Below are 23,879 nucleotides of genomic sequence, written 5' to 3'. Positions count from 1 at the left end.
ACGCCATCGCGGTCCGACGGGCCGCCGGTCAGTAGCCGCCCAGCAGGGCCCGTACGCGGCGCAGCTTTTCCGGGCCCGCGGAGCTGTGCCAGCGTGAGGGGTCGGCGGGACGGCGGCCCCACAGCAGCAGAACGCGGACGGCGGCGTCGCTCTCGATCGTCGCCGGGCCCTCGGGAGCCGCGAGCCGGATCGTGCCGCCGTCGGCGTCGGCGCTCACCACCACGTCGTCCAGGCCCGGCGTGCGCAGCCGCCCCTCCACCCGTCCCTCGGCGCCGAGGTCCAGGCCCGCGCGGCCGCGTTCCAGCAGGGGCCGGCCGACCGACACCACGCTGTGCTCGGTCATCCAGGGCTCGGTCAGTGCCCGTACCGCCGTACTGTCGTCGCCGGTCAGGTCCCAGCGGTGCAGGATCAGTTCCTCGCGCATGTGCTCCGCGAAGAACGGGACCCTGACCGTGCGGCCGGTCCACTCCACCTCCGTCTCCGGAGACAGGTCCTGGGCCGCGGCCGCCGCGACCTCCGTCAGTTTCTCGCAACGGCTCAGGAAGGCCGCCCAGAGTTCGGTGTCCGACAGCCGCCGGTACGGCTCCTCACGGTCGAAGCCGCGTGTCCTGACCGGCGCCCCCGCCAGGAACGCCTGGAGCACACGCGCCAGTTCCTCGGCGTTGCCCGCCTGATGGACCAGGACGTCCCGGACCGACCACGCCTCGCACCAGGTGCCGTCGTCGGGACGCCTGGCCTGCACGGCGTGGACGAAGGGGGCCAGCTCCGGAAGCACGGCGTCGACGCGGGAGGGAATCATGCGCCATAGGTAGCCTCGCCCGGCCCACGCCAAACCGCACGGCCCGTGCCGGGACCCGGACCGATGCCCCGTCGGCCAGTGCGCAGGGGCCGTCAGGTACGTCGGGCGTTATCGGTAGGCTCGGTTCATGAGCGAGGACTGGCGGACGGACCGGATCGGCGCCGCGCTCCGAGGGGAGAACCCGACCGTGATGCGGCGGCTCCCGTCCGGCTTCGCGGTGATCGGCGACGTGCAGTTCCTGCCCGGCTATTCGGTCCTCCTCACGGACGAACCGGGCGTCCGGCGCCTGTCCGACCTGCCGAGGGCCGCGCGCCTGTCGTTCCTCTCCGGCATGGACCTGCTGGGAGAGGCGGTCGAGCGGGCGTGCGGCCGGTTCGACACCGGCTTCCGGCGGGTCAACCTGGAGATCCTCGGAAACTCGGACCCGTTCCTGCACGCCCACGTCTGGCCGAGGTACGAGTGGGAACCGGCCGACCTGGTGAGCAAGCCCGTATGGCTGTATCCCCCCGACCGCTGGAGCGACGAGCGGTACGGCTTCGGCCCCGAGCATGACACGCTGCGCGCTGCCGTCGGCGAAGAACTGGACCGGCTTGGTTCGGGGGAGCGACCGTAAGAGGCGCGCCTTACGACCGCCTCCGCTCCCGCGCGGGACCCCTGACGAACCCCCGTCAAGCCGCGGACGCCCACCGGCATGATGCCGCCAGCCGTCGACGCCGAAACGGTCCGAAGCGGGCAGTAAGGGCCACTGGCGGAGAGAACGTGCTGGTGAGCCATGTGCTCATGGCATGTTGACGTCCCTGCTCTCACCCGGGGAGGTCCGCTTGACCAACTCTCCCGCCCCCAGGGGCTCCACACCGGCCTACCCCAGGTGGTCGGACCGTCTCATACGTCAGCTCGACACCTTCGCGGCCAGAAGATCCGGCGCGGAGCGGGTCCCCGCGCTCGTGCTCGGCAGGCAGGACGGCGGCGACCCCCGATGGCCCGCCTACGTCATCCGCGAGTACGAACACCGGCTGGCCCGAGGGCACGGCAACACACGCGGCCAGGTCCCGCACGCGGTGGTCGACGACGCGGAACTGCGCGGCGGCTTCCTCCCGGCGATCGACCGGGTGGCCCTGCGCTTCCAGCTCACCATGCCGTCCGGGCACCTGCGGCTCCCGGCCTTCCACACCTGCCGGGCCGTGCTGGAGTCGGAGCGCGGCACCGGAGACCTGCGGTCCCAGCAGCAGCCCGTCGTCGACAGCCTGTACGCGGAACTCCTGAAGCGGCGACGGACGTTGCGCGCCGGCGCGCACGCGGCGGACTTCCTGGGCGGGCACGTGCTGACCGGCTGGCTGCAGTGGTTCGTCGCCGGCCTGGCCGTCGGGGTTCCCAAGCTGTTCTACCGCTGGTACCTGCGGCACCGGGGCCTCAAGTGGGTGGCGGGCGAATTCCGTACCGCCAACTTCCTGGACGCCGCGCTCTCCTTCTGCCGCGACGGCGAGCTGGAGCGCGAGGACCCGCGCGTGCGGCGCATCCTGCTGCGCGCCCTCCTCACCGACCTGCGCACGGCGACCCGGCGCAGGTCCCGGCTGAGCCACCTGCGGTCGCGGCGGCCCTGGTCGTTCGTCCTCCTGATCCCGCAGATCGACGGCGCGGACGGACCCGGCCGGGCGCTCCTGGGCACGTTCGCGGAACTGGCCGGTGACCATCCGACCCGGCCGCTGCTCGTCCTGGCCGGCTGCGCGGGTCCCGCACCGGACTACGCCGTACCGCTCGACGCGGACCTCGACCGGCCGAACGGCATCGCCGACAAGGTGTTCGCCGTGCTCCGCGAGGACAGCCGCGAGCCCGTACGGCTCGTCCTGCTGCCGGCCGACAACGACACCGAGGGCACGGCCAAGAACAAGATCGAGACCGGTGCGCGGGTCACGGCCCGGGAGGACCGTCCCTTCGACTGGGTGCGGCCCTCGGTCGTGCCGGTCCTGGCGCTCGCGACCGCCGCCTTCCTCCTGGCGCCCTCCTCGCTCTGGCCGGGCACCGCGCACCCCGCGCCTCCTTCGTGCCTCACGGTCCGCACCGGTGAGCGCGTGGGTGTCACCGACGGCGAGCAGTGCGACCTGGCGGTCCCCGGAGACCCCGGCAGGGAACTGCGCGACCTGGAGCGCCAGGTCGCGCAGGAGAACGCCCGTATTCCCGACGGGCGTTACCGCACCCTGGTCTTCCTCGCACCCCTGAGCCTGCAGAAGGGCGTCTACGACGATCCGCCGCTCGGCCTGCAGATCCTGCGCGGTGCGATCGCCCAGCAGCACAGACTGAACGCCGGGGTCCGCCAGAACAAGATGCCCGTCCGCCTGCTCATCGCCAACACCGGTCAGTACTTCCAGTACGGCGCGCGCAACCGTGCGGCGCCGAAGGACCCGGACATCGCACAGATGATCATCAGCAGGCAGCGGACGGACCACATCGCCGCGGTCATCGGCATCACCCAGAGCCGTCCCGAGTCGCTCAAGGCGGTCCAGGAACTCGACCGGGCCGGGATTCCCGTCATCGCCAACGGCGTGTCCGGCAGCACCATGGTCGGACCCGGCTCCCCGCAGCGCTACTTCCAGATCTCGGCCCCCAACACGCGCCTGGGACCCGTGTTCGCCGACTTCATCCGGCACTCCCCGCGGATCCACCGCCTCACCAGCGGCACCCCGCACGCCGTCGTCGTCTACGACCCGACCGACACCTCCTTCAGCACGGACCTCAGGAACGTCTTCCTGCGCGCCTACCGCGGATACGGCGGCATCGACGAGGTCACCTACAGCGAGAAACCCGGAGCCACCACACCGGACAGCATCGCCACCGACGTGTGCAACAAGGTCTCCGCCACCCACGGCATCGTCGTCTACCTGGCACGGTCGGGCGTGCTGCCCAGCCTCCTCAACGCCATGCAGAGCGCCGGCGGCCACTGCCAGCCACCCGAGGGCACCACCATTCCCCTGATCGCCGAGAGCGCCCCCATCGACTTCCAGCTCCGCCCCGCGCGCACGGCACAGGCCTACCCGTACATGACGCTCTTCTACGAGACGTCCAACGCCCCCACGTCGGACCCGCGTGACCCGTACGCCCAGTTCACGCAGGACTTCGCGGACGTCTTCGGGCAGCTGAGCGCCGACGCCGACGCGGCGGGCGGGTTCGACACCGTCGGCATCGTCTCCAAGGTCATCGAGAACCTGCTGCCTGCCTCGCGGGACGTCCAGCCCAACGACATCTACCTGTGGCTCACCGCCCACGGCGTGTCCGATTACCCGGGCGCCTCGGGCGTGCTGCAACTGGACGGCAAGAACAAGTACCCGCCCGACAAGGCCGTCTACATCCGCGAGATCACGCAACCGGGCGGTACCACGACCACGCTGCTCAGCTGCGGGATCCTGCCCGACCGGCAGAACCGCCTGACGTGGGGCACCGCGCCGGACACCTTCCCCTGTCCCCGAGGAGGCACCGGATCACCGCCCGCCTGACCCCGTCACCGGCGACCGGGCGCGCTGCCGCTCGGCCTACGGCCGTGCCCTCAACCGTCGTGGCTGTCAGGGCGTGAGGGACCGGTCGTCGCGGGCCTGGCGGCGCGGACCACGGCGGAGAAGAGGCCGTCGGCGACCGCGTGGGTCGGCGTTATCTCGACGTCCGTGAAGCCCGCCGCATCCAGACCGGCGCGGTATTCGGCGAAGGACAGGGCGCCGGCGATGCAGTCGACGTGGTCACCGCGCTCGGCCCGCTGGCCGGGGGAGAGGGTGTCGTCGGCGACGACGTCGGAGACACCGAGCCGGCCGCCGGGCCGGAGCACGCGAAAGGCCTCGGCGAAGACAGCGGCCTTGTCGACGGACAGGTTGATGACGCAGTTCGAGATGACGACGTCGACCGTCCGCGCGGGCAGCGGGATCGCCTCGATGGTGCCCTTGAGGAACTCGACGTTCGTCGCACCGGCCCGCGCCGCGTTGGCCAGGGCCAGCGCGAGCATCTCCTCGGTCATGTCCAGTCCGTACGCCTTGCCGGTCGGCCCGACGCGGCGGGCCGAGAGCAGGACGTCGATGCCGCCGCCGGAACCGAGGTCGAGGACGCGTTCGCCCGCGCGGAGTTCGGCGACGGCGGTCGGGTTGCCGCAGCCGAGCGAGGCGGCGACGGCCTGCGCCGGCAGCGCCTCGCGCTCGTCCGCGCCGTACAGGGCCGACCCGAAGTTCTCGTCGACCTCGACCGGCTCGGGTCCGCAGCAGCCGGCACCGCCCTCGGTGACCCGCACGGCCGTGGCCGCGTAGCGCCTGCGGACGGTCTCCCGCAGATCGGTGAACTCCTCGCTCAACTGCTCGCTCATGCGTCACTCCCAGGTCGCGGGACACAGCACACCGTGGAACAGGCTGTATCGATGTCCATTGATGCAACCTTGCGTCCTGCATCGAAAAACGTCAACATAGAGGAATGTCGAATCAACAGCTTGCGGTGATCGGCCAGGGCGCCGCCTGCTGCCCGGGCCTGTCCGCCGCGCCGCTGGACGAGGACCAGGCGGCCGATCTGGCGAAGCTCTTCAAGGCCCTGGGCGACCCGGTCCGGCTGCGCCTGATGTCGATGATCGCGTCGAGCGGCGAGGGCGGCGAGGTCTGCGTGTGCGAGCTGACCCCGGCCTTCGACCTGTCCCAGCCGACGATCTCCCACCACCTCAAACTGCTGCGGCAGGCCGGACTGATCGACTGCGAGCGGCGCGGCACCTGGGTGTACTACCGGGTCCTGCCCGGCGTGCTGGACCGGCTCGCCGCGTTCCTGGCCGTCCCGCGGGGCGCCGGAGCCGGCACGTGAACGCTCCGCTCGGCCGCCGCGTCGCGGCGGAGACGATCGGGACCGGGCTGCTCGTGGCGGTGGTGGTCGGCTCCGGTGTCCAGGCCACCCGGTTGTCCCATGACGTGGGAGTGCAACTGCTCGCCAACTCCCTCGCCACGGTCTTCGGCCTGGGAGTCCTGATCGCCCTGTTCGGTCCGGTCTGCGGCGCCCACTTCAACCCGGCCGTCACGCTCGCCGCCTGGTTCACCGAACGCGACGCACCGGACGGACTCACGCTCAAGGACGTCGTCGCGTACGTGCCCGCCCAGATCGCGGGCGCGATCGGCGGCGCGGTCCTCGCCGACGCGATGTTCGGCGAGCCGCTGGTGCGGTTCTCCACGCACGACCGGTCCGCCGGACACCTGTGGCTGGGCGAACTCGTCGCCACGGCCGGTCTGATCCTCCTGGTCCTCGGTCTGGGCAGGGTCGGCCGGGCCGGGTTCGCCCCCGTCGCCGTGGCCGCCTACATCGGGGCCGCCTACTGGTTCACCTCCTCGACGTCGTTCGCGAACCCGGCGGTGACCGTCGGCCGTGCCTTCACCGACACGTTCGCCGGGATCGCCCCGGCCTCCGTACTCCCTTTCATCGCCGCCCAGTTGCTCGGTGCCGTGCTCGGACTCGGCGCCGTGGCCGTCGTGAACGGCCCGCGAACCTCCCCCGCCGGCAGCCGGGCCGACGCCCCCGTCGGCGAACCCGATCCCGTCTCCTCCTGATCACGCCCGAGAAAGCCTCCGTCATGAACTCCGCGCGCCCTTCGGTGCTGTTCGTCTGTGTCCACAACGCCGGCCGCTCCCAGATGGCCGCCGCCTTCCTCACGCACCTCGCGGGCGACCGCATCGAGGTCCGTTCCGCGGGCTCCGCACCTGCCGACACCGTCAACCCGGCGGTGGCCGAGGCGATGCGCGAGGTCGGCATCGACATCTCGGCCGAGACTCCGAAGACGCTCACCGTGGAGGCCGTGCGGGCGTCCGACGTCGTGATCACCATGGGATGCGGCGACACCTGCCCCGTCTTCCCCGGCAAGCGGTACCTCGACTGGCAGCTCGACGACCCGGCGGGCCGGGGTGTCGACGCCGTCCGCCCGATCCGCGACGCGATCGAGAAGCGCGTCCGCGACCTGATCGCGGACGTCACCCGGGACTGACCAGCGGCCCGGCGCTCAGTCCCCGGTGGCGGGCTGCTCGCCCTGCTGCCGCGCCGCGCGGGCCGCCGTCCGCAGGGCGCGTACGGCGGGCAGGTCCCGGTTGGCCGGGAGCCAGGCGAGGTAGGAGACCGAGTCGCCCAGCTCGGGGACGTCCACGTAGACGAGCCCCGGCCGCGGGTAGAGGCGACGGGCCGAGGCCGGCAGGAAGGTGATCGCCCGCTTCTGCAGGACCGCCAGGACCATGGCCTCGGTGTCCCGCACAACGGGCCCGAAGCGCACCGGAGTTCCGTCGGGACGAGGATTGACGGTGAGGTGGTCCCACCACATGCGGGGCACCTCCCGCGGCATGTCGACGACCAGGCGGTCCGCGAGCTGAGCCAGCGTCAGGGTCTCCTCGCTCGCCAGCGGATCGTCCGCCGCCAGGCACACCACCCTCGATTCCGTCGCCAGTTGGAGGCTCTGGAATCCCGAGGGCAGGGGGCCGCGCAGGAAGGCCGCGTCGACCTCGCCGTTGGACAGCGAGTCGAACTGCTGGATGAAGCCGACGTTGCGCACCTCCACCTCCAGATGCGGGTGCTGGTCACGCAGCAGGGCGAGCACGGCACCGGCGTGCGGCATGGCGGCCTCGGCGCCCAGCGACCCGACCCGCAGCCTTCCGGTGATCGCCCCGGCGTGCGCGTCGGCCACCTGCAGCAGCCGCTCCAGCCCGTCGACGACCGCCCGGGACTGCTCGGCGACCGCACTGCCCGCGGACGTCAGCCGTACGCCGCCGCCCAGGCGTTCGATCAGGGGGACGCCCAGGCGTTCCTCCAGGGCGCGGATCTGCTGGCTGAGCGCGGGCTGCGAGATGAAGTGGCGTGCGGCCGCCCGCCCGAAGTGCAGTTCCTCCGCCACGGCGAGCAGCAGGCGCAGTTGGTGAATGCTCGGCTCACGTCGTCTTCGGCGCCGACCGTCCCCGGGAACCATAGAGACGACGTTATCGAACCATCGACTTCTCCTCGCCGGCGTCCGTCTGGCGCGGCCGTCCTGGTGCGGGTGAGCATGGGGGAGCGACACGAGCGCTGATTCGCGGTCTGACCCGCCGCGGAATTCCAGGGGGAAGTTTCTTGCGCGCCATTCACCTGTCCTGCGGCGGAGAAGTCCGCTTACCGTGCGGTACGGCCGTGAGTCCGGACCGTTCCTTCACTTTCGTACGCGATGACCCGAGAGGGGCATGGTGCCGTGACCGCCCGCACGCCGGCGGTGACGGCACCGGCAGACGACCAGGCGCTCGACGTATCCGTCGAGCCGCAGTCCCCCCACCCTGCCCATCGCGAAAGAGGCATCCGTGCTGCGCCTGCACTTCGCCACCGACGACCTGAAGAAGATCCGGATCCTGCGCAACCCCGACCCCGCCTGGGAGATGATCTGCAGCGTCTGCCGGTTGAAGACGGACGAGGGCCCGACGGCGTTCGGCGCGTGGCGGGCCGCGACGCGCAACCGGCTGCAGCGCGACGAGAGACTGCGCGCGGCGCTGCTTCCGCTGCGCGGGCTGATACCCAGCACCGGCTACATACCCGACTTCCTCACGCCCGCCGCCACCGACGAACTGCCGGCGGCACTGGACGCGATCAGCGGCACGCCACGCCGTGAATTCATGAGCCAGCTCGTCCGCCTGGACGCGACACAGCGTCAGATCGGCAGACCGGGCACGACCCCACGCCCGGACGACACCGGACCCGCCGTGATCGCCGGCTCCCTGGAAACCTACTTCGAGACGCTGTTACGGCCCCACTGGCCGCGCGTCCGGGCCCTGGTGGGAGCCGATGTCGACGTCCGCACCGCGGCGTTGCTGGACGGTGGTGTGCAGCAACTCTTCGACGGCCTCGCCCCGCTCGCCCGCTGGCGGGACCCGGTCCTCGAGGTGGACTACCCGGTCGACCGTGACGTGTCCCTGGACGGCCGAGGTCTCCTTCTCGTCCCGTCCTTCTTCTGCTGGCGGCGCCCGACCGCTCTGGCCGACCCCGAACTCCCGCCCGTGCTCGTCTATCCGGTGGCCAAGCGGCCCTGGGACCTGGCCCAGACCTGGGGAACGGGCACCGCGCGCCTGCTCGGACGCACCCGCGCCGCCATCCTGTCCACGGTCGCCCGCAGGGACGGCCGCACGTCCTCGGACGTCGCCCACGCAGTGGGGGTGGCGCAGTCCAGCATCTCCTACCAGATCGCCGTCCTGCGCGAGAGCGGCCTGGTCAGCAGCCACCGTACGGGAAAGTACGTCGTCCACACCGCGACCCCGCTCGGCCTGCGGATACTCGACGCGGGCTGACGGGGCGCCTTTCCCGGCGTCCGGTCGCGGACGGCAGGTGAGGCGCACGGCGGAGGCCAGCTGGACCTGCACGAGGAGGACGGCCAACTGGCCCTGGAGATGGCCGGGCTCACGGACGAGTACCGCTCGATCATCCACCGGGGCGGCGGAGCACGGCATGAGCTACGTCGACACCTGCCTCCACGACGTGGACACGGCCCATCCGCGGGTGGCCGGCCTGGTCGGGAACGGCGCCCTGTACGCCCTCGTCCCCGGCAAGGGATTCCTCGCCCACCGCGAGGCGGGCGACGTCATCCACACCTACGTCGTGCTGCACCGGCCCGCGGAGTGGTTCGACGGCATCGACTTCACCGACGTCCCCGCGGCGAAGGCGCGGGTGGCCGCGGAGTTCGACGGCTGGGCGCCGGAACTGCGGGCCCTGATCACCGACGGCGACTCCGCGCCCGTCCTGCGCAGCATCCACGAGCTGCCGGACGACCACCGCTGGAGCCGGGTCCCCGGCGTCACCCTCCTCGGCGACGCGGCCCACGCCACCGTACCCGGAGGCGACGGAGCCAATCTCGCGATGCTCGACGGCGCCGAACTCGGCGAGGCGCTCGCGGCCCACCCCGACGACACCGAGAAGGCCCTCACCGCCTACGAGAGCCGGATGTTCCCCCGCAGCCACAAGGCGGCCGCCGCCCACCGGACCGTCGACCTCGTCTTCGGTGCCGACGCCCCCGCCGGAGTCATCGGCCTCTTCTCCCAGGAGCGGGGAGCCTCGGCCTGAGCAGGCGCAGGCTTCAGTGGGGGAACGCCCGCGGCGGCCGCCGGCGGGGCAGGGTGGCGCGGAACCGCTCGATCGCCGAACTCACCTGCCGCATCAGCGAGGTCCGCTCCAACAGGTCGAGGTAGAGATTGCGGCGGGCGAGACCGGGCAGGTCCACGCAGAAGTACAGGGCCATCAGCGGGTTCACGAACAGCTCGCTGCCCTTGGTCCGTTCCGTGAACCGGACGTCGCCGAAGTCACCGCGCACCGCGGCGGCGACGGATCCGTTCACGATGCTCGGGCGGCTCGCGGTGTGGCGCTGGGCGTGCGCCACCGCGTCGAGATAGAGCGCGCCCTCGCGCCCCGTCCCGAGCAGCGAGAACGCGCCGAGATAGGCGCCGTCCCGGTCCAGCGCGGCCAGGTTCTCGAGTACGAGCGAGTGGTTCACGCCGTGGAACGCGTCCACCCCGAAGCCGAGGCAGGCCACCAGCCGGTCCGGGACCTCGTCGAGCCCGCTCACGGCGGCCAGGCTCGCCATGTCCTCCTCCGGAGTACCGAGCCCGTCCTCGTCGCCGCGCATCAGGATGTCGGTCCCGCCGTCCACCAGGACGACCGCGTCGACACCGCCGAGATGCGCGATGAGCGTCCGGTAGGCCTCCCGGAGCGGAGTGACCCCGATGCTCGGGAACGCGTACACGGTCGACGGCAGGTCCTGGGACGCGAGCCACTGGGCCAGCGTGCGTTCCGGGAAGTAGTCGCCCCTCAGGGAAGTGCCGGGCCCGACGGCCGCGACGTCCTGGTCCACCCACACGTCGAGATCCAGGCCGTACAGATCGGCGAAGGACAGGTTGGCGAGGTGCACCTCCTTGCCCGCCGACCGCAGCGCCAGTGCCAGCGGCAGCCCGGCGTACACGTCGAAGCCGCCGCCCGCACCGGCTATGAGCACCCGCCGCGCGTCGCGCAGCCGGGTGAAGAACGCGGGCTCCCCCAGAGAGATCACCGCAGGACGCTAACAGGTGGGCGGGCCGGCAGCCGCCGCGGTCTTGGCCGTCGGCTTCCGTGCGAGCGGCGGCCGGCGCCGCGCCGGGACTGACGGCGCGGGCACCGGCGTACACCGTCACGGACGGCGGGTCCGGTTCAGCGGGGAGTGCCGAAGTCCTGGGTCCAGTAGCTGCCGGGCTCGGCGAGGCCGACGCCGATCTCCTTGAACGAGCAGTTGAGGATGTTGGCCTTGTGGCCTGGGCTGGCCATCCAGCCCGCCATGACCTGGTCGGCGGAGGCGTACCCGTAGGCCACGTTCTCGCCGTACGAGCTCCAGGTGTAGCCCGCGCCGGTGATCCGGTCGCCGGGGGAGGAGCCGTCGGATCCGTCGTGCGACATGGTCTGGTGCCGCGCCATGTCCTCGCTGTGCGCCTGCGCGACCTTGGACAGGGTGGTGTTCAGGGTCAGCGCGGAGCAGCCGACCTTGCCGCGTTCGGCGTTGACGAGGTCCACGATGCGCGCGACGACGCTGGACGCGGCGGCGGTGGCGCTGGCCTTCGGGGTGCTCGACGGCTTGGGGGCCGCGGGAGCGGTGGTGGTGCTCCGGGGGCTGGGTGCCGCGGTGGCAGCGGGCCGGGGCACGCTGATCCGTACGGTGTGCGAGGGCGCCGGGGCCTTCGGCCGGTGCGCGGTGGTCTTCTCGGTGCCTCCGTGCCGGTGAGCGGGCTTCGCGGTGCCCTTGCCGGCAGGGGGTGTCTTCGTGGTGCCGGTGGAGGCGCTCGGAGTCCCGGTGGTACTCGATGCCGTCCGCGCGGGCTCGCCGGCCTGGTCGGTGTTCCAGGGGCGGCCCCAGCTCGCGTCGTTCCACCAGTTCTTCTGGTCGAGCAGGTCCTTCGGCGCACTGCTCGCGGCGCTGTCGGAGCGCTGTCCGCCGCCGTTCGGCCAGTCCGTACAGGCCAGGGCGGCGGACGGTACGCCCACGGCGCCCACGGCGACCGCCGCGACGACTATCCGCCGGAAATGCGCGTTCTTGCGATGTTTACCCATGTCTGATTCCGCTCCCGAGCTGCGGCGGTGTCCTGCGGCTCGTCATTCTTGGGATGCCTTCACAGTGAGCGCAAAGGGCCTGAGTACTACGTCGCTTCGTAGGCTCGGCCGGCCCCTGTCGGCGGGGTGGGGTGCGCTGATCGGGTCTCCCGGGCCTCGTGGGGATCGCTGTCGGTCCGTCAGAACCGTTACCCGTGGGCGGAACGGCCGAAGGGGGCTCGCGGGCGCAGAGGCGTGGATCAAGGGGCGATGCGTGCGCGTCCCAAGACGGACAAATCCCATATGTCGTCAGGGTGATCGCTACTATCCGGCACGCCTAGATCACGGACCGCTGTGACGGATGTCACGGAACCGGTGCATTACGGCTCAGGTCCTGGCGAGATGTCGCGGGTCAGAGAGGGTGGCGGCCCCGGCGGCCGGCCGTGCGCGACAGCTCACCGACCCGCGCCAGCGTGTGCCCGCCGTCCCCGGCGCACCACCACACGGCCGCGCCCTCCCGCTCCGAGCCGTGCGCGCCGAGGCGGTGGCGGGCGCACACCGGCCAGACCTGCCAGGTCCGTTCCAGCAGACTCTCCTGGATCAGGACCGCCAGAGCGGTCAGCGCCGTGGTCGGGTCGTCGCACTGGGACGGCTGGACCGGTCCGCCCCGGTCGAGCCGTTCGCCGTCCGCGAGGCGTACACCGGCTCCCACCGGGTGGCAGTCCTCCAGGACCTCGATCTCCGGCTCGCCCCGGATGCCCCGCGTCACCAGGTCGCGGGCCACGATCCTCAGCGCCGCACGCAAGGTCTCCAGGCGCTCGGGGGCGAGGTCGAAACCGGGGTCGAAGCCGATGTCGTCCAGGATGCGCCGGGCCAGGACGGTCATCTCCGCCCGCGGCACCTCGGCCGGATCCCGTTCGACGACCTCCACGACGGCGTCGGTACGGAGGGACCAGTCGAACAGTTCGCAGGCGAGGGCGACGACGTCCCGCGAGTCGAGGCTGCCCGCGCGCAGGCCGAGGTGGACCCTTCGCGTCAACGGTTCGGTGGCCGCTTCGAAGTCGGCCATGGCATCGCTCACCGGCCCAGTATCCCGGCGTGCGGTGATCTTCCGGCCAGTGGTTTTCCCGGACGTACGGGCGGCGTCCGCGCTGCTCGCACCCGCCCCTAGACTCACGACGTGGCATTCACGAGTACCCCGCACCACTGCTTCCTGTGACCGGAAGGCACTGAGGGCGAGGCCGGACGGCGTCGCCCTCCCCGGTGTGCCCGCGTCCGTCACGCTCCCGTCGCCGTGTGGTCCTTCCGGCCGCGGTGATGCGCGAGCGCGCGCGGGCACGGCCCCTTCCCTTCCCTGACGCCAGGAGTGCCTCGTGCCCGTGCCGCTTCCCCCTGCCCTCGAACTCTCCCTCGACCTGCTGCGCTGCCCGACGTGCCGCACCCGCCGGCTGCGCCCCGGCCGGGGCGCACTGCGCTGCCCGGTGGGCCACACCTTCGACATCGCCCGCCACGGCTACGCGGGGCTGTGCACCGGTGCCCGCGCCACCAGCGGCGACGACGCGGCCATGGTCCGGGCCCGGAACCGGTTCCTGTCCACCGGCGCCTACGCGCCGATCCGCGCGGCCGGAGCCCGCCTGGCGGCCGACGCCGTCTCCGGGGCGGCCACGGTCGTGGACGTCGGGTGCGGCACGGGCTACTACCTGGCCGGGGTGCTCGATCACCTGCCCGGCGCGCGCGGCCTCGGTCTGGACACGTCGGTGCGCGCCCTGCGCGCGGCGGCCCGGGCCCACGACCGGGCCGCCGCGGTGGCCTGGGACGTCTTCCGTCCCTTCCCGCTGGCGGACGGGGCGGCCGATGTCGTGCTGGACGTGTTCGCGCCGCGCAACCCCGCCGAGTTCCGCCGTGTGCTGCGCCCGACGGGACGGCTGATCGTGGTCCGCCCCACCGGCCGGCACCTGGCCGAGCTGCGTGACCGGCTGCCCGCGGCGGTCACCGTCGACCCGGCCAAGGAGCGGCGCCTGCACCGGGCGCTCGACCCCTTCTTCAAGGACACCGTCACCGAGGAGGTCGAGTACGCCGTGCCGTTGGCCGCGGCGGACGCTCTGGATCTGGTGGCGATGACACCGAGCGCACGTCACCTGACCCGCGCGGACCTGGACGGCGGCGGCCTCCTGCCCGACGAGGTCACCGTCTCCGTACTGGCCACCGCCTACCGGCCGCGGTGACACCGGGGCCGGTGCACGCGCCCGCCGCCCGGCGAACTCGACGGCGCCCACCACCGGCACCGCGCCGGGCTCCCCGGCGCGACCCGGCCCGAGCGGGCGGCGCCGCTGTCACCCGGCGGCGGCCTCGCGCGTGCGCTGGTGGTGGCGGCGTGCCTTCATCCGGTTGCCGCAGACGGCCATCGAGCACCAGCGGGCCCGGTTGGTCTTGCTGCGGTCGATGAGATAGAGCCGGCACTCCGGGTTGTCGCACGCCCGCAGCCGTCCCGGCAGCGTCTCCTGGAGCGCGCTCCAGGCCAGGGCCGCCGTCACCGCCAGCCGGCGCGGCGCGGGCACGTCGAGGTGCCACGTCACGCCGGCGGCGGACAGCTCGGGGTGCGAGGTGACGTCCGCGAGCAGCGGCGCCAGGTCCGTGGCGGGACGGCCGCCGGTCACCACGCCTTGCAGGAGATCGCGTGCCTGGAGGAGATACCGGCGCTCCTCCTTGCCGCCGCTGCCCCCGTGCGCGCGCTGCCAGGACCTGGCCGCCTCCGGATCTGCCAGCAGGTCCTGCACCGCGCCGTCCACGACGGGTGTGCTGTTGAGCAGTTCCAGCAGCGTGACCTGCTGATCGGGGCTGCTTGCCATCGCCACCTCTTCCTAACCTGACAGATTCGCTTGAAAGGTTATACCGGACCGTCCGTACGGCAGGAAGTCTAACCCTTCATCTCTACTTGACTGGTTAGGTCGAGTGTGCTCGACTGAGTGGGTAACCAGTCAAGTGTGAGAGAAGGGTTAGGGCATGGTCTCCGCAGTCCATCACCGCACCGCCGTCGTCGACGGCCTCGACGTCTTCTACCGGGAGGCCGGCGATCCGCAGGCACCCGTCGTGGTCCTCCTGCACGGATTCCCGACCAGCTCGCACATGTTCCGCAACCTGATCCCGGCGCTCGCCGACCGCTACCGCGTGATCGCTCCCGACCACATCGGATTCGGGCAGTCCGCCATGCCGGGCCTCGACCGGTTCCCGTACACCTTCGACGCGCTCACCGACGTCACCGCAGGCCTGCTCGCACAGCTGGGCGTCGACCGGTTCGCCCTGTACGTGCAGGACTACGGCGCACCCATCGGCTGGCGCCTGGCCCTGCGGAACCCGGACCGCGTCACGGCGATCGTCACGCAGAACGGCAACGCCTACGAGGAGGGCTTCGTCAAGCCGTTCTGGGACGACGTCTTCGCCTACACCGACGCCCCGGGACCCGAGACCGAGGCTGCCATGCGCGGCGCGCTCACCCTGGAGAGCACCCGCTGGCAGTACCTGAACGGAGTCGCCGACCCGAGCCTGGTCAGCCCGGACAACTGGGTGCACGACCAGGCCCTGCTGGACCGGCCGGGCAACGACGAGATCCAGCTCAAGCTCTTCCGCGACTATCCCACCAACGTGGACCTGTATCCGCGGGTCCACCGGTACTTCGCCGACTCGCAGGTCCCGCTGCTCGCGGTCTGGGGCGCGAACGACGAGATCTTCGGCCCCGACGGCGCCCGTGCCTTCGCCCAGGACCTGCCCGACGCCGAGATCCACCTCCTCGACTCGGGACACTTCGCGCTGGAGAGCCACCTGGAGGCCATCACCGCGCACATCCGCGACTTCCTGGCCCGCGCCCTCGCCTGACGGCCGCGCCCGCCCCGTCCCCGTACCCGGAAGGAAAGTCCCATGGGACTGTCCTGGCAACAAGGCCCCCTCTCCACCGGCGCGATCGGGCACTTCCTCACCCCCGAACCGCTGCCCGAGCGCCTGCTGTTCGCCGAGCGGCTGCGCCGCCGTATGCGCGTGCGGTTCAACGGCAGCTGGATCGCCGACAGCGAGGACGTCGTCCTGCTGCACGAACCCGGCCGCTACCCGGTCGCCTACTTCCCCCGCGAGGACGTCGAGCAGACGGCCCTCGTCGACGGTGGCAGGGTCACCCGCCACCAGGACCTGGGCGACACCGCCTGGTACGCGGTGAGCGCGGGCGGGCGCACCACCGAACGCGCCGCCTGGGCGTTCACCGCGCTGCCCCCGCACGCCCGCGCCCTCGACGGCCGGCTCGCCTTCGCCTGGCGCGCCGTGGACGCCTTCTACGAGGAGGACGAACGCATCCTCGGGCACGCGGCCGACGCCTACCACCGCATCGACATCCGCACGACCTCGCGCACGCTGGAGGTCCGCGCCGACGGCGCCGTGATCGCCCGCTCCGCACGACCGGTCGTGCTCTACGAGTCCGGGTTCGCCCCGCGCTGGTACGTCCCCCGCGCGGACATCGACGAGACCCGGCTCAAGCCGGTCGAGGGCCAGACCTTCTGTCCCTACAAGGGCCTGTGCGACTACTACGACATCGGCGACGCGCACCGCGCCGCCTGGACCTACCGCGACGCCTACCGCGAAGTGGACCGGATCGGCGGCCTGGTGTCCTTCGAGGCCGACAAGGTCGAGGTGCGTCTGGACGGCGAACTCCTGCGCCCCGAACCCGGACAGGGCGTCGTCCCGCACGGCGCCGACCGCGGCCTGGACGCCGAAGAGGCCAAGGCCCGCCGAGACCCGACCCGTTGACGACGAACAAGGAGTTCCCATGTCCACGAACCTGAAGGACAAGACCGTTCTCGTGGTGGGCCGCGGCAGCGGAATCGCCCGGGCGGTGAGCGCGGCGGTCCTGGCGGAGGGCGGCCGGGTCGTCGCGGCCGGCCGCGACCGGGAGGCGCTGCGCGGGAGTTACGACGACACCGAGGCCGCGGTCGCCACCGTCGACCTGACCGACGAGGGCTCGATCAGCGCCCTCGCGGCCGAGGTGGGCCCCGTGGACCACGTCGTCTCGACCGCCTCCGCCCGGGCCCGCGGGCTGGTCTCCGCACTCGAACCGGAGGCCGTCCTGCTGTCCTTCCACACCAAGGTCGTCGGGCCGATCATGCTCGCCAAGCACTTCGCGCCCACCATGCCGGCGGACGGCTCCTTCGTGCTGCTCTCCGGAGTGGCCGCGCTCGAACCCGACCCCGGCTTCCTCGGCGTCGCCGCGACCAACGGTGCCGTCAACACCGTCGTACGGTCCCTGGCCGTGGAACTGGCGCCGATCCGGGTCAACGCCGTCTCGCCCGGCACCATCGACACCGGAGCGTGGGACCCCCTGGGCGAGCGGAAGAAGGCCGAACTGTTCGCCCGGCTCTCCGCGGGCAACCCCTCGGGCCGCATCGGCACCCCCGAGGACGTCGCCCACGCCGTACTCTTCGCCCTGACGAACACCTTCCTGACCGGCGTCTGTCTGCCCGTCGACGGCGGCCAGCCCCTCCGGGTCGCCACGGGCGCCTGACGCGGGACCGCGGTGGCGCCTGCGTCGCTCGAACGGCCTGATCAGTTGTGGGTGCGCTACGAAAAACAAGATCCAAATGCTGAACAAAAGCGGTCTTATGGGCGTGTTCCCGTCCTGACGGTGCAATCGTGGTCAATCCACGGCTGAGCACAGGGAGTCGACCATGCCCCAGCCCGAACCCACCGACATCGGCGCCCCGTCGCCCGACCGGGACACCACCGCGTCCGAGTCCGTCCGCACGACGGAAGGCGGTGCCTGATGGCCCTGTCCACGTGCCGGGGCATCGACGTCTCCGAGCATCAGGCACCGCAGAACTGGGCGACGCACAAACGGGACGGCGTGGCCTTCGGATTCGCCAAGGCGAGCGAGGGCGAGCACAGTCACGACAGCCGCTTCCCGCAGCACATCTCCGGCATCATCGCCGCCCAGCTCCTGCCAGGCAGCTACCACTTCGCGTGGCCCAACCAGGACCCCAGGACCGAGGCGGCGAACTACGTCAGCGCCGCCAGACCCTACGCCGCCGCGCACCCGACGTACACGCACTGGCTCGACCTGGAGGCCTACCCGGACCGGCGCAACTACGCGGGCCGCTCGGCCGCGCAGATCCGGGCCTGGGTGGCGACCTGGACCGCGGCCGTGCAGGCGGCGTTCCCGAAGCAGCGGATCGGGATCTACACCTCGGGCGACGACCTCGCCGCCGGCCACGTCCCCGGCGGCCTGCCGCTGTGGTACCCGGCCTACCCGTGGGGAGCCGCCGACTACCCGCGCGCGGAGGCCGCGCCCCAGCCCGAACCGTCCGGCTGGAAGCCGCTGCTGTGGCAGTTCACCAGCACCCCGCTGGACCGATCCATCGCCTACCGTTCCGAGGCCGCCCTGCGCGCCTGGGCCGCCGGTACGACGGCGAGCACCGACGAGGAGGACCCCGTGCCCGACGAAGTGAACCTCGGCATCGCCCAGGCCTACGAACTCGCCCCCGGCGCCTGGGACTCGATCGAGTTCACCACCGAGTGGAACGACACGGCGAACGAGCACGCCACCGGCGGGAGCGTGTTCGTGCGCGGCGCCTGCCGGTTCACCGGCTCGGTCAGTCTGCGCATCGCCGGACTGCCGGTGGGCGAGACCGTCCAGGTCCGCATGTCCGAGTACGAGGGCGACCAGCACATCGCCGACCACCCGATCGACGAGGCCGTGGGCACCCGCGGTGACACCTTCCACGTCACCCCGCTCACCAAGCACCTGGCGGCCGGCCGCGGCATGCGCGTCCGCCTCTTCAACAACGGCGGCACGCCGGTCACGGTGCAGTCCGCGGTCCTCACCGCGCTCTCCTGGCCGGCGAGCTGACCCGGTCCGGCCCGCGCACGGAACCAGCGGGAGGTCGTAGGGCGCGCTACCGGCGGACCGCCGAGATCAGTCCGCCGGGTCCCTCGTCGTGCTGCGGCGGGGTGCTGACCGGACGGCCGTAGGCCGCGGCACGCTCGCGCAAGGTGTGGCTCGTGGCCTCCCAGCCGTGCCCGGCCAGCCAGGCCACCGGGTCGTCGGGCATCTCCGACACCCACAGGGACGCGGCCGACCCCGGCTCCGCGTCCGCGCCGAAGCGCTCGATCACCCCACGCGAGCCCAGCGTCAGACCCATCCGGCTGCCCGGCGCCGACCGCGCGCCGATCCGGGCGAGCAGCAGCTCCACCGCGTCCTCGGGCAGGTAGATCAGCAGACCTTCGGCGATCCACACGGTCGGCTCGGCCGGGTCGTGCCCCGCCGCGGCCAGCGCGCCCGGCCAGTCGTCACGCAGATCCACCGGGACGGTGATCCGCTCGCAGCGCGGGACGGCCCGCTCCTGACGCAGCACCGAGGCCTTGAAGTCCAGCGGTACGGCGGTGTCGACCTCGAAGAGCCGGGTGCCCTCAGGCCAGTCCGTCCGGAAGGCCCTGCTGTCCATGCCGGCTCCGAGCAGCACGACCTGGCGGACCCCGGACGCGGAGGCCCCCTCCAGCAGGTCGTCGAGGAACTTCGTCCTGATGACGATGGAGAACGCCACGCCCAGCCGACGGCGTCGCGCGGCCTCGTCACCGGGCGGCGGCACAGCCGAGGGCCCATGCCCGCCGGCGGCGGCGAAGGCCCGCGCCAACGGGTCGCGGAACAGCGCGTCCTGCCGCTCGGTCTCCCGCGCCCGCACCCGGGCGACCCCCACCGCCGTCGCCCACACTCCCGACGGCTGCACCCGCTCCGGCTCCTCAGTCACCGCGCCAGCCTAGTGACCGCACCCGCACGGCCCGACGGGCGGGCCCGGACCGGGGCGCGAGCGGGACGCGGGCCGGAACACGAAGTCGATGGCGGCCCGCGCACCACTCGGGTAGGTTGACGATCTTCGGAGGCGGGAACCTCCGGAGTCCCCGAAGGCGAACGACATGACGTATCAGGACCGGTCGGCCGCACGGCTTCGCCTCACCACCGCCCTCGACTCCCTGGCCGCCGTCTTCGCGGGGATGACGGCCCACCCCGACGAGCACAACTGCGAGTGCCACTGGGGCAGCGCGGAAGAAGTCGCCCAGCTCAAGGTCGCGGACACGGAACTGGACCTCGACCTCCTCAACCGCACCTGGCCGGCTCCCGACTGGAGCGACCACGCCTCCGTACTGCGCCGGATCCTGCCGCAGTTCGCCAGGGTCCTCGTCGAAGGCTCCACCGACCCGTACCGCGGCCCGGACGACGCCGGCCGCTCGTTCGCCCGCGGCCAATGGCAGCAGTGGCCCACCGGGCAGGCCGAAGCGGTCCGTGACTTCCTGCACGCCTGGTGGGAGGCCACGCTCACCGACCCCGCTCCCGCGGTACCGGCCTCCGAGGTGCTGATCGTGATCACCGAGGCGTCCGGCACGCTCACCCCGTGGCTCGCCACATGGGAGAGGCTGACCGGCCGCCCGGCCGACGCGCACCTGGCCGCGACGGTGACGGAGTGGGAGCACGACCTGCTCGGAGACGAACTGCCCTGGTACACCTGGGAGGACGAGGAGGCCAAGCGCGTCGAGCTGACCACCTGGCTGGTCCGTGCCGCGCCCGCGCGGCTCCGTGCCCACGGTGTGGCGGAGACGCTGCTCCACCGCATACGGCTGCTCGGCCTCACCGGCGACGACCGCTGGGAGGACCCTCACTGGCCCGGCCACCGCTACTGATCCGCGGCCTCGGCGATGGCCGCCGGGCGGTGAACGCCGTACGGAAGGGCGGCCGGCGGTCCGACCCGGACCATGCCTTCGGCCCGGACCTGTTCGCCAGGCCGGAGCCGTGGTCCGGGCGGACCGCGGGTGCCTCCCGGGTCAGCCCCGGGGCGTCACCATCGACTGGACGTCGGACAGCCCGCGCCAGTCGTTGGACGCGACGGTCGCGTGGGCCTTGGCGAGCAGGGCGACACGGGCCTTGGCGTCGGCCACCGGGGGGTTCGTGGCGTCCAGGGCGGGCTGGACGTTCTGCGAGTCGGTCATGAACAGCAGGTAGTGGTGGGTGTCGTACCAGCTCGTGTCGATCGAGCCGTTGAGGTACGTCGACGCGTCACCGTCGAACACCACGAACCACGGGCGCAGCGAGGTGTCGGAGTAGCGGGTGCGCGGGTCTCCGGCCTGGGCGTTGTGGACCGACGGGAAGATGTTCGCCTGCGCGGTCTTGCCCTGGGTGTGCAGGTCGCGCAGGTAGCTGGCGTACTCCTTGTCCGTCCACAGGGTGTCGGTCGGGTTGCCCTCCTCGACGGTGCCCGGGATGATCTCGAAGACGACCTTGCCGGCGAGTGCCTGTCTGGTGGGCCAGTTGTTCGCGTTGGCCGCGTCGTCGAGCGTGGCGTACTGACCGCCACCGGGCTTGTTGAGCAGGTCGTTCGGCTTGTAGACCAGGTTGCCGAGGTGGGCGCTGATCGACTGGTCGAGCTTGGCCGCGCTCATCCCGAAGGTGGACTGGAAGCCGGCCTTCATCTCCAGCTTGATGATGAGCGGTGCGTGGCCGGGGTGGGCACCGAGCCAGACCCGCACGTCGTCGAGGCAGCTCTCCAGGTCCTTGTTGGCGCTGCCGGTGTAGAGGTCGGCGGGGGTGGACGCGTTGACGCAGTTGTTCTTGTTGCTCGTCAGGCTGTCGTGACTGACCTTCCACTCCTGCGTGAAGAAGTCGTCCCACACGTCCAGCTCGATCATCGAGGTGCCCGTGTCCAGACTCTGCGCGAGGTAGGTGAAGGCGGCAGGGTCGTAGGTGTTGTGCAGACCGGACGTGGTGGCTCCCGAGAACGGAAGCGCCTCCGGCCCGGTGGTGTCGGCGGCTGCCGTGCCGCCCGCGCTGCCCGCGAGCGCCAGGCACGTGGTGAGTGTGCCCATCAACGCCGTGCGCAGCCCGATGGAGCGCCGACGGTTCTGCTGACCGGTCACGTGTCCTCCTGTGGGTGATGTCCCGGAGGAACTCTGGCCGCCACTCATGAATCGACAGAGACATGACATGTAACGCAGGCCGGATTCCCTCTGTCACATCCATTCACTCCGGCGGCGTTCCGCACCCGTCATCACCCGATCCCGGCCCCGCTGCGCGCAAGAGTGGCCAACTAGCGTCGCAGTGGCCGGATTTGATGCGGTGGTCCTTGGGGCTCAGCGGCTGGGAGTCCTCGCCCGTCCAGCCGGCCGTCCCATCGGCCGGGTTCCGTCGGCCGGGTTCTTTAGGTCGGGTCGTCCGGGTCGGCCGGTGCGTCAGGTGGACGTGATGCGGCACCTCATCGAGTGGTTCCGGTCCGCGTCGCTTGCGGCGGCCGGAGGACATTGCCTTCCATGGCGGAGTCCGCCGCCGAAAGACTTCCCGGAGAGCGGGACCGGATCCGGGGGAGTGGAGGCGTCCGTCGAGAGCCACCGGAAGAACGGGTCAGAATTCGCCGTGCCGACGTCCTCGTATCCGCCCTCGCGTGTCTACCGAAGTCCTCTGCTCGACAGCACGCGGTGGAATTCCTTCGAGCCCCGTCACGGGGACATCGTCATCTCCACCGCCACCAAAGCGGGCACCACTTGGGCCCAGCGGATCGTGGCGTCCTTGATTTTCCAGAGCGTCCGCCTGCCGCGTCCGCTCATGGAAATCAGCCCTTGGCTCGACATGGCGATGGTCCCCCTCGCCGACGTCCTGGCGACGCTCTCCGAGCAGCGGCACCGACGTTTCGTCAAGACGCATCTGCCCCTGGACGCGCTGCCGTTCCATCCGCACGTGCGGTACGTGGTGGTGGGGCGTGACCTGCGGGACCTCGCGCTGTCCACCCACCATCACGCCCGGAGCATGAGTTCCGCGGGACCGCGGGCCGCGCTCGCGGCCGCCGCCCAGGCGCACGGCGGCGAGAACCTCTCGTCGTTCCGGCCGCCGGAAGTCCCCGAGGACGTCCATGCCTTCTGGCGGGAGTTCTTCACCCGCAGCGCCTATCCCTGGGAATCGGACGGCTGGCCCTACAATTCCCCTACCCGTCACCTGAGTTCGTGGTGGGAATACCGTTCCGAGCCCAACATCCGTCTGCTCCACTACCAGGACATGCTGGACGACCTCGACGGCGAGATGCGGCGGCTGGCCGAATTCCTCGGCATCACCGTGGACGAACGCGTCTGGCCCGACCTGGTGCACGCCTGCACCTTCGCCGAGATGAAGGTGAACGAGGACGAGATCTGGGACTCGGGCCTTTCCGGCTCCGCCCTCGGCTCGTGGAACTTCTTCCACAAAGGCACGAGCGGCCAGTGGCGCACCCTGTGCTCCGAGGACGAACTCGCCCTGCACGACCGGGCGGTGCGGCGGCTGCCCGAGGGACTCCGCACCTGGCTCGTCCGCGACCCGTCGCTCCGGACATAAGGGTTCCCGGAGCGGGTCAGCCCGGCGGCCGGGTGGGTACGACGAGGTCCCGGCGCAGCGTCATCACCAGCGTACGGTCCTGGTTGTGGCCGCGGGTCTCCACGCCCACCTGTCCCCGGCCCTCCCGGTCGGGGACGGCGTGCTTCGCGTACACCTCGCTCTCCGCGTAGAGGGTGTCGCCGTGCAGCAGGGGCGCGTGGTGCTCGATCTTCTCGAAGCCGCGGTGCGTGATGGCGCGCCCGGCCACGTCCGCTTCGGACAGGCCAAGGAGCAGGGAGAAGACGTAGCTTCCGATGACCAGCGGCTGCTCGTACCGCGTCGCGGTCTTCGCGTAGTGGGCGTCGAGGTGCAGCGGGTGCCGCACCATGGTCAGCAGGGAGAACAGGTGATGGTCGTACTCGGTGACGGTCTTGCCCGGCCAGTGGCGGAAGACCTGGCCGACCTCGAAGTCCTCGAAATATCTGCCGAAGGTCACTGAGCACCTCTTCAGGAGCGCGGGCACCGGGCTGTGGTCCGGTCGCGGACCGGCCAGGACACGGGGATCACTTCCACGTCGGCGCGGCCTCGAAGCGGGAGCGGCCCCGCGACCGGCCGCGGCGGTGCGCCGCCGGCGCAAGAGGGCTGCTCAGAGGGGGCGCTCCGCGACCGTCACCGGCGCCG

24 protein-coding genes are annotated in these 23,879 nt (G+C 71.8%); 14 read left to right on the top strand and 10 right to left on the bottom strand.

Going from position 1 to position 23,879, the window contains the following annotated elements:
• Positions 1-28: 28 nt before the first annotated feature.
• Complete coding sequence (locus ACIQOE_RS36305; RefSeq protein WP_365556194.1) at positions 29-799, bottom strand: maleylpyruvate isomerase N-terminal domain-containing protein; 771 nt, start codon at positions 797-799, stop codon at positions 29-31.
• Between the two features lie 127 nt (positions 800-926).
• Here ACIQOE_RS36305 and ACIQOE_RS36300 point away from each other — a divergent pair, with 127 nt between their 5' ends.
• The gene (locus tag ACIQOE_RS36300; RefSeq protein WP_401416171.1) at positions 927-1,412 is read left to right on the top strand and encodes an HIT family protein; all 486 of its coding nucleotides are present in this window, start codon (positions 927-929) and stop codon (positions 1,410-1,412) included.
• Between the two features lie 208 nt (positions 1,413-1,620).
• Positions 1,621-4,287 (top strand): ABC transporter substrate-binding protein, encoded by a 2,667-nt coding sequence (locus ACIQOE_RS36295; RefSeq protein WP_401416168.1) that lies wholly within the window; start codon positions 1,621-1,623, stop codon positions 4,285-4,287.
• 50 nt (positions 4,288-4,337) lie between these two features.
• Here the strand turns inward: ACIQOE_RS36295 and arsM are convergent, their stop codons facing one another.
• The gene (gene arsM, locus ACIQOE_RS36290) at positions 4,338-5,135 is read right to left on the bottom strand and encodes an arsenite methyltransferase (RefSeq protein ID WP_401416166.1); all 798 of its coding nucleotides are present in this window, start codon (positions 5,133-5,135) and stop codon (positions 4,338-4,340) included.
• A 104-nt stretch (positions 5,136-5,239) separates the two neighbouring features.
• Here arsM and ACIQOE_RS36285 point away from each other — a divergent pair, with 104 nt between their 5' ends.
• The 3 genes from ACIQOE_RS36285 to ACIQOE_RS36275 are packed head-to-tail and all read left to right on the top strand — an operon-like array spanning position 5,240 to position 6,779.
• On the top strand, positions 5,240-5,614 hold the full coding sequence (locus tag ACIQOE_RS36285) for a metalloregulator ArsR/SmtB family transcription factor (protein WP_365556187.1): 375 nt from the start codon (positions 5,240-5,242) through the stop codon (positions 5,612-5,614).
• A complete protein-coding gene (locus tag ACIQOE_RS36280) occupies positions 5,611-6,348 on the top strand; it encodes an MIP/aquaporin family protein (protein WP_365556186.1) in 738 nt (245 codons plus the stop codon). The genes ACIQOE_RS36285 and ACIQOE_RS36280 overlap by 4 nt, the downstream gene beginning before the upstream one ends.
• 23 nt (positions 6,349-6,371) lie before the next feature.
• Positions 6,372-6,779: an arsenate reductase ArsC gene (locus ACIQOE_RS36275; protein ID WP_365556184.1), complete on the top strand. Its 408-nt coding sequence runs from the start codon at positions 6,372-6,374 to the stop codon at positions 6,777-6,779.
• A 15-nt stretch (positions 6,780-6,794) separates the two neighbouring features.
• Here ACIQOE_RS36275 and ACIQOE_RS36270 read toward each other — a convergent pair whose 3' ends face one another.
• A complete protein-coding gene (locus tag ACIQOE_RS36270; RefSeq protein ID WP_401416162.1) occupies positions 6,795-7,745 on the bottom strand; it encodes a LysR family transcriptional regulator in 951 nt (316 codons plus the stop codon).
• A gap of 361 nt (positions 7,746-8,106) precedes the next feature.
• On the opposite strand from ACIQOE_RS36270, the gene ACIQOE_RS36265 reads away from it, so the two are divergent.
• Both ACIQOE_RS36265 and ACIQOE_RS36260 read left to right on the top strand, forming a co-directional pair.
• Positions 8,107-9,084, top strand: coding sequence for a helix-turn-helix domain-containing protein (locus ACIQOE_RS36265; protein ID WP_363019958.1), 978 nt, complete (start codon positions 8,107-8,109; stop codon positions 9,082-9,084).
• Positions 9,085-9,241: 157 nt separating this feature from the next.
• Positions 9,242-9,853, top strand: a complete 612-nt coding sequence (locus ACIQOE_RS36260) for an FAD-dependent monooxygenase (RefSeq protein ID WP_365556178.1) — start codon at positions 9,242-9,244, stop codon at positions 9,851-9,853.
• Between the two features lie 13 nt (positions 9,854-9,866).
• Here ACIQOE_RS36260 and ACIQOE_RS36255 read toward each other — a convergent pair whose 3' ends face one another.
• The 3 genes from ACIQOE_RS36255 to ACIQOE_RS36245 form a co-directional block, all read right to left on the bottom strand.
• A complete protein-coding gene (locus tag ACIQOE_RS36255) occupies positions 9,867-10,832 on the bottom strand; it encodes a DUF1152 domain-containing protein (RefSeq protein ID WP_365556176.1) in 966 nt (321 codons plus the stop codon).
• 137 nt (positions 10,833-10,969) lie between these two features.
• Positions 10,970-11,860 carry a CAP domain-containing protein gene (locus ACIQOE_RS36250; protein WP_401416159.1) on the bottom strand — a complete coding sequence of 297 codons (891 nt, stop codon included), beginning with the start codon at positions 11,858-11,860 and terminating at the stop codon, positions 10,970-10,972.
• 391 nt (positions 11,861-12,251) lie between these two features.
• A complete protein-coding gene (locus tag ACIQOE_RS36245; protein ID WP_351324534.1) occupies positions 12,252-12,920 on the bottom strand; it encodes a hypothetical protein in 669 nt (222 codons plus the stop codon).
• 292 nt (positions 12,921-13,212) lie between these two features.
• Between ACIQOE_RS36245 and ACIQOE_RS36240 the strand changes: the two genes are divergently transcribed.
• Complete coding sequence (locus ACIQOE_RS36240) at positions 13,213-14,064, top strand: methyltransferase (RefSeq protein ID WP_401416156.1); 852 nt, start codon at positions 13,213-13,215, stop codon at positions 14,062-14,064.
• Between the two features lie 108 nt (positions 14,065-14,172).
• On the opposite strand, the gene ACIQOE_RS36235 is transcribed toward ACIQOE_RS36240, so the two are convergent.
• On the bottom strand, positions 14,173-14,688 hold the full coding sequence (locus tag ACIQOE_RS36235; RefSeq protein ID WP_401416154.1) for a CGNR zinc finger domain-containing protein: 516 nt from the start codon (positions 14,686-14,688) through the stop codon (positions 14,173-14,175).
• Between the two features lie 154 nt (positions 14,689-14,842).
• On the opposite strand from ACIQOE_RS36235, the gene ACIQOE_RS36230 reads away from it, so the two are divergent.
• The 4 genes from ACIQOE_RS36230 (at position 14,843) to ACIQOE_RS36215 (ending at position 18,722) form a co-directional block, all read left to right on the top strand.
• Complete coding sequence (locus ACIQOE_RS36230) at positions 14,843-15,712, top strand: alpha/beta fold hydrolase (RefSeq protein WP_401416151.1); 870 nt, start codon at positions 14,843-14,845, stop codon at positions 15,710-15,712.
• Positions 15,713-15,754: 42 nt separating this feature from the next.
• Entirely contained in the window at positions 15,755-16,630 is an 876-nt protein-coding gene (locus tag ACIQOE_RS36225; RefSeq protein WP_401416148.1) for a DUF427 domain-containing protein, read from the top strand.
• A gap of 19 nt (positions 16,631-16,649) precedes the next feature.
• Complete coding sequence (locus ACIQOE_RS36220; RefSeq protein ID WP_401416146.1) at positions 16,650-17,381, top strand: SDR family oxidoreductase; 732 nt, start codon at positions 16,650-16,652, stop codon at positions 17,379-17,381.
• A gap of 258 nt (positions 17,382-17,639) precedes the next feature.
• Positions 17,640-18,722 (top strand): glycoside hydrolase family 25 protein, encoded by a 1,083-nt coding sequence (locus tag ACIQOE_RS36215; protein WP_351324526.1) that lies wholly within the window; start codon positions 17,640-17,642, stop codon positions 18,720-18,722.
• 46 nt (positions 18,723-18,768) lie between these two features.
• Here the strand turns inward: ACIQOE_RS36215 and ACIQOE_RS36210 are convergent, their stop codons facing one another.
• On the bottom strand, positions 18,769-19,584 hold the full coding sequence (locus tag ACIQOE_RS36210) for a class I SAM-dependent methyltransferase (RefSeq protein ID WP_365573323.1): 816 nt from the start codon (positions 19,582-19,584) through the stop codon (positions 18,769-18,771).
• 202 nt (positions 19,585-19,786) lie between these two features.
• On the opposite strand from ACIQOE_RS36210, the gene ACIQOE_RS36205 reads away from it, so the two are divergent.
• Positions 19,787-20,548 (top strand): hypothetical protein, encoded by a 762-nt coding sequence (locus ACIQOE_RS36205; RefSeq protein WP_401416143.1) that lies wholly within the window; start codon positions 19,787-19,789, stop codon positions 20,546-20,548.
• Positions 20,549-20,689: 141 nt separating this feature from the next.
• On the opposite strand, the gene ACIQOE_RS36200 is transcribed toward ACIQOE_RS36205, so the two are convergent.
• On the bottom strand, positions 20,690-21,778 hold the full coding sequence (locus tag ACIQOE_RS36200; protein WP_351324522.1) for a phosphatidylinositol-specific phospholipase C domain-containing protein: 1,089 nt from the start codon (positions 21,776-21,778) through the stop codon (positions 20,690-20,692).
• Positions 21,779-22,103: 325 nt separating this feature from the next.
• Here ACIQOE_RS36200 and ACIQOE_RS36195 point away from each other — a divergent pair, with 325 nt between their 5' ends.
• On the top strand, positions 22,104-23,219 hold the full coding sequence (locus tag ACIQOE_RS36195; protein WP_401416240.1) for a sulfotransferase domain-containing protein: 1,116 nt from the start codon (positions 22,104-22,106) through the stop codon (positions 23,217-23,219).
• A 16-nt stretch (positions 23,220-23,235) separates the two neighbouring features.
• Here ACIQOE_RS36195 and ACIQOE_RS36190 read toward each other — a convergent pair whose 3' ends face one another.
• The gene (locus ACIQOE_RS36190) at positions 23,236-23,694 is read right to left on the bottom strand and encodes a MaoC family dehydratase (protein ID WP_351324520.1); all 459 of its coding nucleotides are present in this window, start codon (positions 23,692-23,694) and stop codon (positions 23,236-23,238) included.
• Positions 23,695-23,879: the final 185 nt, after the last annotated feature.

The sequence above is a fragment of the Streptomyces sp. NPDC091282 genome (genome assembly GCF_044757385.1).
Classification (GTDB): Bacteria; Actinomycetota; Actinomycetes; order Streptomycetales; family Streptomycetaceae; genus Streptomyces; species Streptomyces gramineus.
This window is presented reverse-complemented; position numbering and strand designations above follow the sequence as displayed.

Coding starts and splice junctions, on each gene's coding strand:
- ACIQOE_RS36305 (WP_365556194.1), bottom strand. CDS start 799: ATGATTCCCTCCCGCGTCGACGCCGTGCTTCCGGAGCTGGCCCCCTTC.
- ACIQOE_RS36300 (WP_401416171.1), top strand. CDS start 927: ATGAGCGAGGACTGGCGGACGGACCGGATCGGCGCCGCGCTCCGAGGG.
- arsM (WP_401416166.1), bottom strand. CDS start 5,135: ATGAGCGAGCAGTTGAGCGAGGAGTTCACCGATCTGCGGGAGACCGTC.
- ACIQOE_RS36285 (WP_365556187.1), top strand. CDS start 5,240: ATGTCGAATCAACAGCTTGCGGTGATCGGCCAGGGCGCCGCCTGCTGC.
- ACIQOE_RS36275 (WP_365556184.1), top strand. CDS start 6,372: ATGAACTCCGCGCGCCCTTCGGTGCTGTTCGTCTGTGTCCACAACGCC.
- ACIQOE_RS36270 (WP_401416162.1), bottom strand. CDS start 7,745: ATGGTTCCCGGGGACGGTCGGCGCCGAAGACGACGTGAGCCGAGCATT.
- ACIQOE_RS36260 (WP_365556178.1), top strand. CDS start 9,242: ATGAGCTACGTCGACACCTGCCTCCACGACGTGGACACGGCCCATCCG.
- ACIQOE_RS36250 (WP_401416159.1), bottom strand. CDS start 11,860: ATGGGTAAACATCGCAAGAACGCGCATTTCCGGCGGATAGTCGTCGCG.
- ACIQOE_RS36235 (WP_401416154.1), bottom strand. CDS start 14,688: ATGGCAAGCAGCCCCGATCAGCAGGTCACGCTGCTGGAACTGCTCAAC.
- ACIQOE_RS36230 (WP_401416151.1), top strand. CDS start 14,843: ATGGTCTCCGCAGTCCATCACCGCACCGCCGTCGTCGACGGCCTCGAC.
- ACIQOE_RS36225 (WP_401416148.1), top strand. CDS start 15,755: ATGGGACTGTCCTGGCAACAAGGCCCCCTCTCCACCGGCGCGATCGGG.
- ACIQOE_RS36220 (WP_401416146.1), top strand. CDS start 16,650: ATGTCCACGAACCTGAAGGACAAGACCGTTCTCGTGGTGGGCCGCGGC.
- ACIQOE_RS36215 (WP_351324526.1), top strand. CDS start 17,640: ATGGCCCTGTCCACGTGCCGGGGCATCGACGTCTCCGAGCATCAGGCA.
- ACIQOE_RS36205 (WP_401416143.1), top strand. CDS start 19,787: ATGACGTATCAGGACCGGTCGGCCGCACGGCTTCGCCTCACCACCGCC.
- ACIQOE_RS36195 (WP_401416240.1), top strand. CDS start 22,104: ATGCGGCACCTCATCGAGTGGTTCCGGTCCGCGTCGCTTGCGGCGGCC.